Raw genomic sequence first — 12981 nt, 5'->3', positions numbered from 1 at the left:
GGGGGATGTTTCACGTGAAACCGATCGATCCGCGTCTGCTCCGGTACGCCAGGGCCACCCGCTTCTTCCTCGGAGCGGTCGTGGTGCTCGGCCTGGCCGGGGCGGCGCTGGTCGTCGCCCAGGCGATGCTCATCGCCGAGGTGGTGGTGGGCGCCTTCCAGAAGGGCCTGCCGGTTTCCGATCTGACCACGCCCCTGCTGCTGCTCGCCGGCGTGGCGGCGGGGCGGGGGCTGGTCTCCTGGCTGACCGAGCTGGCGGCCCACCGGGCCAGCGCGGCGGTCAAGTCCGAGCTGCGGGGGAGGCTGCTGGCCCGGGCGGCCGCGCTGGGGCCGGGATGGCTCAGCGGTCAGAAGGCCGGCTCGCTGGCCGCCCTCGCCACCCGCGGTGTGGACGCGCTCGACGACTACTTCTCGCGCTATCTGCCGCAGCTGGGGCTCGCGCTGGTGGTGCCCGTGGCGGTCCTGGCCAGAATCGTCACCGAGGACTGGATCTCGGCGGCGATCATCGTCGTCACCCTGCCGCTCATCCCCGTCTTCATGATCCTCATCGGCTGGTACACCCAGGCCCGGATGGACCGCCAGTGGAAGCTGCTGTCCCGGCTGTCGGGGCACTTCCTCGACGTGGTGGCCGGGCTGCCGACGCTCAAGGTGTTCGGGCGGGCCAAGGCCCAGGCCGAGTCGATCCGTGCCATCACGTCGGAGTACCGGCGGGCGACGATGAAGACGCTGCGTATCGCCTTCCTCTCCTCCTTCGCTCTGGAGCTGCTGTCGACGCTCTCGGTGGCGCTGGTCGCGGTCGGGATCGGCATGCGGCTGGTCCACGGCGACCTCGACCTCTACACGGGGCTGGTCATTCTGGTTCTGGCGCCCGAGGCCTATCTGCCGATCCGGCAGGTGGGGGCGCAGTACCACGCGGCGGCCGAGGGGCTGGCCGCCGCCGAGGAGATCTTCGAGGTCCTGGAGACCCCGGCACCCGAGCACGGCACGGGCGTGGTGCCGTCCTCGCCCCGGATCGAGCTGGAGAACGTGACCGTTCGTCATGCGGGGCGTTCCGAGGCCTCGTTGGACGCGGCCACCCTGGTCGTGGAGCCCGGCGAGACGGTCGCACTCGTGGGGCCGAGCGGGGTCGGCAAGTCGACGCTCCTCGATGTGGTGCTGGGGTTCGCGGCACCGGAGGAGGGCGGCTCGGTCCGCGTCGGGGGCGCCGCGCTGAGCACGCTCGATGTGGAGCAGTGGCGGTCGCGGATCGCCTGGGTGCCGCAGCGGCCGTATCTGTTCGCGGGCACCATCGCCGAGAACGTCCGTCTGGCCCGGCCGGACGCCTCCGACGAGGCGGTACGTGAGGCCCTGCGGGACGCCGGCGCGGACGGCTTCGTCGGATCGCTCACGGCTGGTGTGGATACGGTGCTCGGCGAGGACGGAACGGGTCTCTCGGCGGGCCAGCGCCAACGCCTCTCCCTGGCACGGGCGTTCCTGGCCGACCGGCCCCTGCTGCTCCTGGACGAGCCCACGGCCGCGCTGGACGGCGAGACCGAGGCGGCCGTCGTCGACGCGGTACGCCGTCTCGCGGCCGGCCGCACGGTGCTTCTGGTCGTCCACCGCCCGGCGCTGCTCGCGGTCGCGGACCGCGTGGTGGAGCTCGTGCGGACGACCGCTTCGGAGGAGCGGAGGCCCGCCACGCCGTCCGGGGCGCTTGTGGTGCCCGCCCAGGCAGGGGCCGAGACCGGCACGTCCGCCGAGACCGGCGCGTCCGCCGAGACCGGTACGTCCGCCGTGGCCGGGCCTCCGGCCATCGCGGGCGAAGTGGACGCCCACGGCGCACGGGACGCGCGGTCCGTCTTCGGGCGGGTGCGTGCCATGGCGGGAGAGCTGCGCGGGCGGATGGGGCTCGCCCTGCTGCTCGGCAGTCTGGCCCTGGGATCCGCCGTGGGGCTCATGGCGGTCTCCGGGTGGCTCATCTCCCGGGCCTCCGAACAGCCGCCGGTGCTCTATCTGATGGTCGCCGTCACCGCGACGCGGGCCTTCGGCACCGGCAGGGCCGTCTTCCGGTACGCCGAGCGGATCGTGTCCCACGACGCCGTGCTGCGCATGCTCGCCGAACTCCGCGTCTCCGTCTACCGGCGCCTGGAGCGCATCGCCCCCGCCGGGCTGCGCCGCACCCGCCGTGGCGATCTGCTCTCCCGGCTCGTCCAGGACGTCGACGCCCTCCAGGACTACTGGCTGCGCTGGCTGCTGCCCGCGGGGGCCGCCCTCGTCGTGGGAGCCGGCTCGGTCGGGTTCACCGCCTGGCTGCTGCCCGGGGCCGGGGCCGTACTCGCCGTGGGTCTCCTTGTCGCGGGCGTGGCCGTACCGCTGCTCAGCGGGGTGCTGGCCCGCCGCGCCGAGCGGCAGCTCGCGCCCGCCCGCGGGGCCCTTACCGTCACCGTCGTCGACCTGCTGCGCGGCTGCGCCGAACTGACCGTGGCCGGTGCGCTGAAGGACCGTACCGGCCGGGCCGCCGCGGCGGACCGTACGCTCACCTCCATCGCGTCGCGGCAGGCCGCCGCCACCGCGATCGGGGCCGGGCTCTCCGCGCTCGCCTGCGGTCTGACCGTCGCCGCAGCCGCGTTCGTCGGCGTCCAGGCCGTCCGTGACGGCCGCCTCGACGGCGTGACGCTCGCCGTCGTCGTCCTCACCCCGCTCGCCGCCTTCGAGGCCGTCACCGGCCTCCCGCTCGCCGTCCAGTACCGCCAGCGGGTCAGGCGGAGCGCCGAGCGGGTGTACGAGGTCCTGGACGCGCCCGTTCCCGTACGTGAGCCCGAGCTGCCCGCCGCGCCGCCGCCCAGTCCCTTCCCGCTGGAGCTCACCGGCCTCTCGGCACGGCACGCGGGGCAGGACCGGGAGGCGCTCAGCGGGTTCGCGCTCACCCTGGAGGCCGGGCGCCGCGTCGCCGTCGTCGGCGCCTCCGGGTCGGGCAAGACCACGCTCGCCCAGGTGATGCTCCGCTTCCTGGACGCCGACGCCGGTTCGTACCGGATCGGCGGAGTGGAGGCGGCCGAGCTCGCCGGTGACGACGTCCGCCTCCTCGTCGGGCTCTGCGCCCAGGACGCGCACATCTTCGACAGCACCATCCGCGAGAACCTGCGTCTGGCCCGTACCGGCGCGAGCGACGACGACCTGCGGGCCGCGCTGGGCCGGGCCCGGCTCCTGGACTGGGTGGACGGGCTGCCGGACGGGCTCGACACCCTGGTGGGCGAGCACGGTTCGCGACTCTCCGGCGGGCAGCGTCAGCGTCTCGCGCTCGCCCGCGCGCTCCTCGCCGACTTCCCCGTCCTCGTCCTGGACGAGCCGGCCGAGCACCTCGACCTCGCCACGGCGGACGCGCTCACCGACGATCTGCTGCTCGCCACCGAGGGCCGCACCACCGTGCTCATCACCCACCGGCTGCACGGCCTCGACGCCGTCGACGAGGTGGTGGTCCTGGACGAGGGCCGCACGGTGCAGCGCGGACCGTACGAGGAGCTGGCAGAGGTCCACGGTCCGCTGCGGCGGATGCTGGAGCAGGAGAGGGCGACCGATCTGCTGGTCGCCGCGGGGCGGTCTTCGGGCCAGGCCACAGAGCGCCCGACTTTTCTCGCCAAATAGGACTTACTAGGCTCAAGGCCATGACCGCCGCCGTGCCCGATCTCCCGGACCCCCTGGAAGCCGCGACCCAGGCCACCCGCAGCCTCCAGGGCCTGTCCACGGAGCTCACCGCACGGGTGCCGCAGCTCTTGGAGGCGATGCGCTCGGTCGGCACCGGGCTCGAACTGCACTCCACCCTGGACCGCATCTGCGAGACGGCGGCCGAGCTCGCCGGTTCCCGCTACGCGGCGATCGGCGTCGTGGACGAGGAGGGCAGGGGCCTCTCCGACTTCGTCACCCACGGCGTGGACGAGGAGACCGCCCGTCGGATCGGGCGGCGTCCCGACGGACACGCGGGGCTGCTCGGCGCGCTCATCCGCGACCCCCGGACGATCCGGCTCGCCGATCTGTCCGCCGACCCCCGCTCCGCCGGGTTCCCGCCGGGACACCCTCCGATGCGGACCTTCCTCGGGGTCCCGATCCGGGTCCAGGGCGAGATCTTCGGCAACCTCTACCTCGCGGAGAAGAACGACGGCGGCGAGTTCAACGACTACGACGTCCACATGGTCCGCGTCCTCGCCACCGAGGCCGGCATCGCGATCGGCAACGCCCGGCTCTACGAGGCCGCCCGCCAGCGCGAGCGCTGGATCGACGGCTCGGTGGCCGTCACCACCGCCCTGCTCTCCGGCGGCGACGCGGACGACGCCCTCGCGGTCGTCGCCGAACAGGCCCGCAGACTGGCCGACGCGGCCGCCGGGATCGTTCTGCTGCCCTCGGAGGACGGCGGCCTGGAGATCGTCGCGGTCTCGGCCGACCGGCCGTCCCAGTCGCTGGGCGTGGTGATCCCGCCCGAGAGCGCCGTGGTGGAGCGGCTCCTCGAAGGCGAGGCGGTGTTCGTCGACGACGCCTCCACCGACCCGCGCATGGTCACCCGCCTCGCCCACCAGTACGGCCCCAGCATGATGCTGCCCCTCCAGAGCGGCGGAAGGGTGCTCGGCGCGCTCGCCACGCCACGCGCGCGGGGCGACCGGCCGTTCACCGAGGCCGAGCGGACGCTCGCCACCCAGTTCGCCTCCCAGGCCGCGCTCGCGCTGATGATGGCCGAGGCCCAGCGCGACAGGGAGCGGCTGGCGGTCTACGAGGACCGCGACCGGATCGCCCGTGACCTGCACGATCTGGTCATCCAGCGGCTCTTCGCCACCGGCATGATGCTGGAGAGCGCCCAGCGGAGGTCGGTGGTGCCCGCGGTGCGCGAGGGCGTGGGGAAGGCCGTCGACGAACTCGACGTGACCATCCAGGAGATCCGTACCGCGATCTTCGCCCTCCAGCAGGGGCCCGCCGAGGCCCCCTCCGGGCTGCGCACCCGCGTGCTGCGGGAGATCAACATGGCCGCCGTGCCGCTCGGCTTCAAGCCCGCGCACCGTTTCCTCGGGGCGATCGACTCGACGGTCGGCGAACTCACCGGCAAGAACCTCATCGCGGCCCTGCGCGAGGCGCTCTCCAACGCCTTCCGGCATGCGGAGGCCACCCGGATCGAGGTGGTCGTCGACGCGGGAGCCGAGCTTCCGGACGGCGCGCCCGGGGTCCGGCTCTCGGTCGCGGACGACGGCGTGGGCATCCCGGAGGGCGGGCGGCGCAGCGGACTGCGCAACCTGGCGCGGCGCGCGGAGTCGCTGGGCGGGTCGAGCTGGTGCGGTCCTGGCATCGGCGAGGACGGCGGCGGTACGACGGTGGTCTGGCAGGCCCCGCTGTAGCCCGGCACCGGGCGCTGTCAGTCGTCGAGCGTGCCCGCGAGTATCCGCTCGATGACGACGGCCACGCCGTCCTCGTTGTTGGCGACCGTATGGCCGGAGGCGGCGGCGATCACGGCGGGGTGGGCGTTGCCCATGGCGTACGAACGGCCCGCCCAGCTGAGCATCTCGATGTCGTTCGGCATGTCACCGAAGGCGACGACCTCCTCGGCGGAGATACCGCGCTCGGCGCAGCACAGAGCGAGGGTGGACGCCTTGGAGACACCGAGGCCGCTGATCTCCAGGAGCGCGGTCGGGCTGGACCGGGTGAACGAGGCCAGCGTGCCGGCGGCCGCGCGGGCGGTCGCCAGGAAGTCGTCGGGGTCGAGTTCCGGATGCTGGGCGAGGAGCTTGAGGACGGGAGCGGCGGCGCCCGGCTTCTCCTCGTAGAGCAGCTTCTCGGCCAGGGCGACGGTCGCACCCGGGTCGAGGAAGAACGGCGGGTACTGCGGCTCGTAATGGATGCCGGTGGTGAGCTCGACCGCGAAGGAGGTGCCCGGGGCGGCGGCACGCAGCGTCGCCACGACGTCGAGCGCGACGTCACGCGCCAGCGGGCGTACCTCCAGGAACGTTCCCCCGGAGTGCAGATCGACGACGGCCGCACCGTTGGCGCAGATCGCGAGGCCGTGGCCGTGGACGTGGTCGCTGACGACATCCATCCAGCGGGCCGGCCGGCCGGTGACGAAGAAGACCTCGATCCCGGCCTGCTCCGCCGCGGCGAGCGCGGCGATGGTGCGCTCCGACACGGACTTGTCGTCGCGCAGCAGCGTGCCGTCGAGGTCGGTGGCGATCAGTCGGGGGGCCTGGGCGGCGCGGCGCGTGGAGTGGGGTGAGGTCACCGATCCATTCTCCCGCACCGTGTGCACGGGCGTGCAAAGGGGCGCACATCTGAGAGGGGTATTTCCGGCCCGCGTCCTTCCGCTTCCGCGGTGTCCCGGGCCGCCGGACCGCCCGGTGCTTCCGGTCGCCCGGTGATTCCGGTGTGCGAAGGCCGGGAGGACACCGAAGGCGTTGTCTTCGATGCCGCCCGGCGTCCTGGAAGGGGCGCCTCTCGCGCCCTCGTCCCGCGCCACCGGTCGACGCCACGGCGTCGAGGCCGATGTCAGCCCCAGATCATGTCGTTCGGCGAAGGCGTGGAGGCGACGACCACGGACTCCGCGGTGTCGTCGGAGGTCATGCCGAACGCGGGGGTGAGGAGAGCGAAGGCCGTCAGGAGAACCGCGGCCCAGCGGGCGGGACGAAAGCGCAGCAACGTAAGAATTCCTTCCGAAGCAGGTGAGTTGTTCCTTCTGTGCGACAAAGCTTCGCCAAGCAGAAAGCGCTTCGGAAGAGAGTTCCGGTGGACGGAACGGGCCCTGGACCGAAGCGGTCAGCGGGCCGTGGCCCAGGGCTCAGTAGTCCATGACGTCGTCGAGGCCGTACGGGGCCAGCAGCGGCGCCTCGGAGCGCCCGACCGCCCATCCAGGCAGCGGACCGATCGGGGTCACCGCACGTCCGCACAGTCGCGCCGCCGTCCTCTCCGCGTCCAGGAGGCGGTCAGCCAGCAGGTAGACGCCCACCGTCACACCGTGTCCCGGATGAGGGTGGACGACCACGTGTTCCACGCCGTCGCCGGGGCGCGCCAGGGCGCGCAGGAGATCCGCGAGGTTCTGAGGGATACACAACTCCGCCTTCCTGTTAAGGAGTTCGGTGTGAACGAGATACACGCCTCGCATTTTCCCAAAAGGGCGAACACGGGAGAAGAGCACCAGAAGTCCCATTCCGGCAATGGCCGGTACAGTCCACGCCACCTTCTGTAGAAATCGAGCCACGCGTGTGATGATGGGGCGTCTTTACAGCGAGGCTCCGGGGGGAGATGCGCCGTGCTCAAGTCGCTAGGTCTCGATTCCATTGCCGAGACCGTCTATCGGGGTCTCCTGGCACGCCCGCGTGACGGCGTGACAGACCTCGCCGAGCGACTGGGCCTCACCCCCGAGCAGGTCCGCCACGGTCTGGACACCCTGAGCGAACTGGCCCTGCTGAGACCCTCCTACGACCGCGAGGGCGAGCTGTGGCCCGTCTCCCCCGAGGTCGGCCTCCAGGTACTGATGGCGCGTCAGCAGGCCGAACTGGCCGCGCATCAGAAACGGTTGGAGGACTCACGGGCGGCCGCGGCCCGGCTGATCGCGGAGTACGCGGAGGCCCGGCCGGCCGACACCGGCCCGCACAGCGAGCGCCTGACCGGAATCGACCAGATCCGCGACCGGCTCGCGGCACTCACCCGGGACACCCGGGAAGAGGTCATGACCTTCGCCCCGGACGGGCCCCAGCGGCCGGAACACATCGAAGCCGCGAAGCCGCTCAACCAGGAACTGCTCGAGCGCGGTGTCCGGATGCGGACGGTCTACCTCAACAGCGCCAGCAACAGCCCGCACACCCTCCAGTACGTGAGCTGGCTCTCCAAGCTCGGCGGTGAGGTGCGCACCGTCCCGACGCTGCCGACCCGGATGATCGTCGTCGACCGCAAGGCCGCCGTCATCCCCGTGAACAGCGACAACAGCGCCGAGGGCGCCGTCGTACTGACCGGCCACGGCACGCTGACCGCGCTCTGCGCGCTGTTCGACAGCGTCTGGAACGGCGCCCGGCCGCTGAACGAGGAGATCAGGGCCGACGACCAGGGGCTCACCGACCAGCAGGCCATGGTCGTGGTCCTGCTGGCCGAGGGCCACACGGACGAGACCATCGCCAAGCGGCTCGGGGTGTCCCCGCGTACCGCGCGGCGGCTGGCCTCGGAGCTGATGACCCGGCTCGGTGCGCGCAGCCGGTTCGAGGCGGGCGTCCGCGCGGTGCAGAACGGCTGGATCCCGGAACACCGCTGAACCGCCGGTTCGCCGCATCGCCGCATCGCCGTCCGCGCGGACGGCCCCCTTCCTGGACTTCGTCCACACCCCGCCGCCCGCTCGTCGACGGCCGGTCGTCTCGTCGTACCCGCGTAACCCCTCCCGCCCGGATGTCCCCTTCCGTCCAGCGCCCCAATGGGCCACCGGAGTCGTCTTCCGGTCCGTGCGGCGGTCGGGGAGATTGGGCTCCGTAGAGCCGGAGTGGACCGGAACAGCGCGGACGGGGAGTCGAATTGGTGCGTGCCGGGGTCTTCGTCCGGAACCAGCTCGCCCTGCTGGGCATCCGCTGTCTGCTCGACGCGGAGGCCGACATCCAGGTCGCGTTCGCCACGGGCACGCCCTTCGCGGTGGCGGCCGGCGCGGTCGACTGCCTGGTGCTGGACCTGGGGCTGCTCGACGAGCTGCCCGAGCCCCCGTGGGGGACGGCCGGGGTGCCCGCCGCCCGGACGGTCCTGCTGACCGCCGACACCGCCGCCGGCCGGGAGCTGGGCCCGGACCGGCGGATGGCCGAGACCCATCTGTTCGACGACGCGCCCCTGCTGCTCGTCGACGCCATCCGGCGGGTGGCCGGTCCGGGACCGGCCCCGGCCGGTGTCGGTCCCGTCGCCCGGCAGGGTGTCGCCACGCTCTCCCCGCGCGAGCGGGAGGTGCTCAGACACCTCGTCGAGGGCTGCACCCATGACCAGGCGGCCCGGCGGATCGGCATCAGCCAGCACACGGTCGACACGTACGTGAAGCGCATCCGCTCCAAGCTCGGCGCGCACAACAAGGCACAGCTGGTCCGCGCCGCCCTGACCGCCCCGCGTGCCCAGTCCGTGCACCTCGAACCGGCCGCCCTGACCGCCCCGCGTGCCCAGTCCGTGCACCTCGAACCGGCCGCTCTGACCGCCCAGTCCGTGCACACCGAACCCCGACAACGACAGCAGGTGGAGAGATGACGTCCGAAGGCAGCGGCACCCAGCTCGTGGTCCGCGATCAGGAACTGCGGTACTCCCTCTGGCCCGCCGACCGCGAACTGCCGTACGGATGGGAGCCGGAGGGCTTCCGCGGCGACCGGCAGCAGTGCCTCGACCACATCGAGCGGGTGTGGACGGACATGCGGCCGCTCAGCGTCCGGTCCCCCCAGCCCACGGGGTGAAGGCGGCGGCCGAGGGGCGGCTCCGGGAGTAGGCGGTGAAGGCCAGCGGCCCACCGCCGATCACCGCGACGGCGGCCGCACAGCCCGCGCCGGCCTCCAGGTCGGCCAGCACGAACTCCTCGGCCGGTCTGGCCGCCGGGCCTCCCAGGAAGAGCACCTTCGGGTCCTCCTCGGGAGCCGACACCCCGACCTCGGACAGCGGCACCCGCAGCCCCTGGCCCGTCGCCTTGAGCACGGCCTCCTTCCGGGTCCACATCCGGTGGAAGCCGCTCGCGGTGGCGTGGGCGGGGGTACGTGGTTCCGTCGGCCCGATGACATGGGGGAGCAGTTCCACGGGGGAGACCGAAGTGCTGATCTCCTCCACGTCGATCCCGACCGCGCCGGCCCGGGTGACGGCGACCGCCACCCGGTCGCCCGAGTGCGACAGCGACACCTGGAGCCCGGTGCCGGGCAGTTCGGGCTTTCCGTGGTTCCTGGAGCAGTCGGGGCAGCGGGCGACCACGTCGAGGTGCCGGGGCGCGAGCCCCAGATAGCCGGCCGCGGCGGTGCGCAGCAGGGCCCGTCCGGCGATGAACCGCCGGCGGTCCTCCACCCTGCGCATCTGCGGGATCCGCTCCTGCTCGGCCCCGTCGAGCAGGAGCAGGCAGTCGTCGGTGACCGTGGCCGGATCGGCCCACCAGATGTGGCAGTCGGCCGGACCGAGGACCGGGACCGTCGGGGGCGCGTCAAGCAGCACGGGCACTCCCCGCGGTTGAGGGCAGAGCCTCGACCGGGTTTACGGCGGGCGCCGTGCACCAGATCTCCGCGAGCCGGCCACGTACGGCGTCGAGTCCGAGGTCGTGCTTCACCGCATTGCCTTCCTCTGCCTGGACGGGGAGGTACCGCATGTACCAGTCGGCCTCCCATGCTCACGGCAGGACGGCGGGAACACACGCCCCCGAAAGCCGTGACACCTGTTCGGGGGACATCGCGCGCAACCGCCCCTGGACGGAATGACACACCCCTTTCATTGACCGGATCAGTCCAGGATCCCGATATTGCCCGGCGGCTTCACGCCCGTCTAACGTCACGGTCGTGATCGAATGTCAGGGCCTCTCCTAACGTAGGAATTCTCATGGCGATAACCCCCTTCAAAACCACTCCCCTCTCCGATCACCACGGATTGGTGATCGAGAGCGCAGATCTCCCCCTCGCCGAACTCCCGCACGCCGAGATCGCCGAACTCTTCAAGCAGCACGGCACGCTGATGTTCCGCGGATTCGGCGCAACCGCCGAGGATTTCCGCGCACTCGTCCAGAAGTTCTCGTCGAAGCTTTTCTTCCACCAGAATCCCAATCGCGAGACGATTTCCGACGACGGCGCGGTGCTGCTGGTGGACGCGCACCGGAATCCCATTCCGGCGCACTCCGAGATGAGTTACTGCCCGCTGCACCCGGGCCTCCAGTGGTTCTACTGCGTACGGCCGGCCGACGAGGACGGCGAGACGACGGTCTACGACGGCGTCGAGGCGTACAAGCGGCTCGCCAAGGAAACCCGCGACCTGTTCGACAAGCTCCGGCTGACCTGGCGGCTGCCGTTCCCGACCGCCCCCGAGCACCAGGAGCGGGTGTTCGGCACGGCCGACCGGGCCGAGCTGGAGGCGCTGTTCGCCACGTTCGACGACTTCGAGTACGACTTCGACGAGGCCGGGAACCTCAACTGGAAGTGGACCGTCTCCGCGGTCCCGCAGGCGCCCTACGTGGACGCGCCCACGCTCTGCAACAGCTACCTGGGCTCGGGCGCGATCGTCTCCTTCGAGGACGGATCGTCCATCCCGCAGCACTGCCGCTGGGACGCGCTCGACGCCACCGAGGAGGTGCGGGTCGACCTCCAGTGGGAGGCCGGGGACATCGTCATGATCGACAACAAGCGCGTGATGCACGGCCGGCGTGGCTTCGAGGACCCGGACCGCAAGGTCGCGGCGATGCTCTCGACGCCGAACTTCTGATCACCAGTCCGGGGGCGCCCCTGGGGGGCCCTGGGCACGCCGACCGGGCTCCCTCTCCCCCCCCGCACGCCGGAGCCCGGGCCGCCCCGCCGCTACGGGCACCCCCCGCCGCCACCACGGGCCCCCCGCCACCACGGGCACCCCCAGCGCCCTGTCGCCCGTCGACCGCCGCTCTCACAGTTTGGATGCCTCTCCATGACCCACGCCGTCGGTCTGCCCACGCTCACCGCCCCGACCGCTCCGCTCTCGTCCTTCTACGAGAAGGCCCTGCACGCCATGGAGCTCGGGGACCCGGCCCTGTACGGGCTGATGGACGACGAGCTCCGCCGGCAGCACGAGACCCTCGCCCTGGTCGCCTCGTGCAGCCCGGTGAGCCCCGCCGCGCTGCTCGCCGAAGGAAGCTTCTTCGCCAACGTCACCGCCGAGGGATACCCGGGCAAGAGGTTCCACGCCGGCTGCGTGAACGTCGACAAGGTCGAGCAGCTCGCGATCGAGCGTGCCAAGCAGGCCTTCGGCGCCCGCTACGCCAACGTCCAGCCCCACTCGGCGAGCACCGCCAACCAGGTCGTCATGAACGCGCTGCTGCGGCCCGGCGACCCGATCCTGGGCCTCGACCTGGACGCCGGCGGCCACCTCAGCCACGGCGCCTCGGTCAACATCTCGGCCCGGATATTCGACGCGCACAGCTACGGCCTGGGGCCCGACGGGCTCATCGACTACGAGGAGGTCAGGGCGCAGGCACTCCGGCACCGGCCGCGTCTGATCGTCGCGGGGACCACCGCCTACCCCCGTACGCTCGACTGGGCCGCCTTCCGCGCGATCGCCGACGAGGTGGGCGCGTACCTGCTCGCCGACATCACCCACATCGCCGGTCTGGTGGTGGCCGGTCTGCACCCGTCGCCGCTGCCCCACGCCCATGTCGTGACCACCTGCACGCACAAGCAGCTCTACGGCCCGCGCGGCGGGCTGATCCTGCTCGGCGACTCGGCCGAGACCGTCCTCCCGAGCGGCCGGACGCTCCAGCAGACCCTGCAGAGCGGACTCTTCCCGCTCATCCAGGGCGCGCCGGTGGTGAACAGCATCGCCGCCAAGGCCTACGCCCTGGGGGCGGCGACCACGCCGGCCTTCGGCGCGACGATCCGCCGGGTGCGCTCCCTCGCGGCCGCGCTCGCCGAGCAGCTGGTGGGCCGGGGCGTCCGGGTCATCTCCGGCGGCACCGACAACCACATCGTGGTGGCCGACGTCCTGACGTCGTTCGGGATCACCGGCGTCAACGCCGAGAAGGCGCTGGAGAGCGCCGGCATTCTCGTCAACAAGAACCGGATCGTCGGCGACGCCCACTCCGCCTTCGTGACGTCGGGCGTGCGGTTCGGCAGCAACAGCATGGCGGCCCGTGGTTTCGACGTCGCCGACGTCGTGGAAGTCGCGGACCTCGTCTCCGAGGTGCTGACCGCCACCGAGAACACGTCGAACAACACCTACGCGCTCGACCCCGCCGTACAGGCACGCGTCCAGGAGCGGGTCCGCGCCCTCTGCCACCGCCGGCCGATCGCCGGCTACTGACCGCGATTTCCCGAGCGGGCCG

Annotated in this window: 11 protein-coding genes; 7 read left to right on the top strand and 4 right to left on the bottom strand. The window is 72.2% G+C overall.

Features of this window, described 5'->3' with window-relative positions; translation table 11 throughout:
- The first annotated feature begins 14 nt into the window (after positions 1-14).
- Positions 15-3623, top strand: a complete 3609-nt coding sequence (gene cydD / locus M5362_RS31695) for a thiol reductant ABC exporter subunit CydD (RefSeq protein ID WP_260231328.1) — start codon at positions 15-17, stop codon at positions 3621-3623.
- A gap of 20 nt (positions 3624-3643) precedes the next feature.
- Positions 3644-5356, top strand: a complete 1713-nt coding sequence (locus tag M5362_RS31690) for a GAF domain-containing sensor histidine kinase (RefSeq protein WP_260231327.1) — start codon at positions 3644-3646, stop codon at positions 5354-5356.
- A 17-nt stretch (positions 5357-5373) separates the two neighbouring features.
- Here M5362_RS31690 and M5362_RS31685 read toward each other — a convergent pair whose 3' ends face one another.
- From M5362_RS31685 to M5362_RS31675, 3 genes are all read right to left on the bottom strand, one after another.
- Positions 5374-6231, bottom strand: a complete 858-nt coding sequence (locus M5362_RS31685) for a Cof-type HAD-IIB family hydrolase (protein ID WP_260231326.1) — start codon at positions 6229-6231, stop codon at positions 5374-5376.
- Positions 6232-6494: 263 nt separating this feature from the next.
- Complete coding sequence (locus M5362_RS31680; RefSeq protein WP_260231324.1) at positions 6495-6644, bottom strand: hypothetical protein; 150 nt, start codon at positions 6642-6644, stop codon at positions 6495-6497.
- 139 nt (positions 6645-6783) lie between these two features.
- Entirely contained in the window at positions 6784-7056 is a 273-nt protein-coding gene (locus M5362_RS31675; RefSeq protein WP_260231323.1) for a hypothetical protein, read from the bottom strand.
- A gap of 198 nt (positions 7057-7254) precedes the next feature.
- On the opposite strand from M5362_RS31675, the gene M5362_RS31670 reads away from it, so the two are divergent.
- The 3 genes from M5362_RS31670 to M5362_RS31660 all read left to right on the top strand — a co-directional run bounded on the left by M5362_RS31670 (position 7255) and on the right by M5362_RS31660 (position 9409).
- A complete protein-coding gene (locus M5362_RS31670) occupies positions 7255-8250 on the top strand; it encodes a helix-turn-helix domain-containing protein (protein ID WP_260231322.1) in 996 nt (331 codons plus the stop codon).
- Positions 8251-8507: 257 nt separating this feature from the next.
- Positions 8508-9209 (top strand): LuxR C-terminal-related transcriptional regulator, encoded by a 702-nt coding sequence (locus M5362_RS33240; protein WP_260231321.1) that lies wholly within the window; start codon positions 8508-8510, stop codon positions 9207-9209.
- Positions 9206-9409: an MbtH family NRPS accessory protein gene (locus M5362_RS31660; protein ID WP_260231320.1), complete on the top strand. Its 204-nt coding sequence runs from the start codon at positions 9206-9208 to the stop codon at positions 9407-9409. Before M5362_RS33240 ends, M5362_RS31660 begins: the two co-directional genes overlap by 4 nt.
- Here M5362_RS31660 and M5362_RS33070 read toward each other — a convergent pair.
- Complete coding sequence (locus M5362_RS33070; RefSeq protein ID WP_308354927.1) at positions 9378-10145, bottom strand: 4'-phosphopantetheinyl transferase superfamily protein; 768 nt, start codon at positions 10143-10145, stop codon at positions 9378-9380. The genes M5362_RS31660 and M5362_RS33070 overlap by 32 nt on opposite strands.
- A gap of 429 nt (positions 10146-10574) precedes the next feature.
- On the opposite strand from M5362_RS33070, the gene M5362_RS31650 reads away from it, so the two are divergent.
- Positions 10575-11396 carry a TauD/TfdA family dioxygenase gene (locus M5362_RS31650; RefSeq protein WP_260231318.1) on the top strand — a complete coding sequence of 274 codons (822 nt, stop codon included), beginning with the start codon at positions 10575-10577 and terminating at the stop codon, positions 11394-11396.
- Positions 11397-11591: 195 nt separating this feature from the next.
- Entirely contained in the window at positions 11592-12959 is a 1368-nt protein-coding gene (gene glyA, locus M5362_RS31645; RefSeq protein ID WP_260231316.1) for a serine hydroxymethyltransferase, read from the top strand.
- Positions 12960-12981: the final 22 nt, after the last annotated feature.

This window comes from Streptomyces sp. Je 1-79 (assembly GCF_025195125.1).
GTDB lineage: Bacteria > Actinomycetota > Actinomycetes > Streptomycetales > Streptomycetaceae > Streptomyces.
This window is presented reverse-complemented; position numbering and strand designations above follow the sequence as displayed.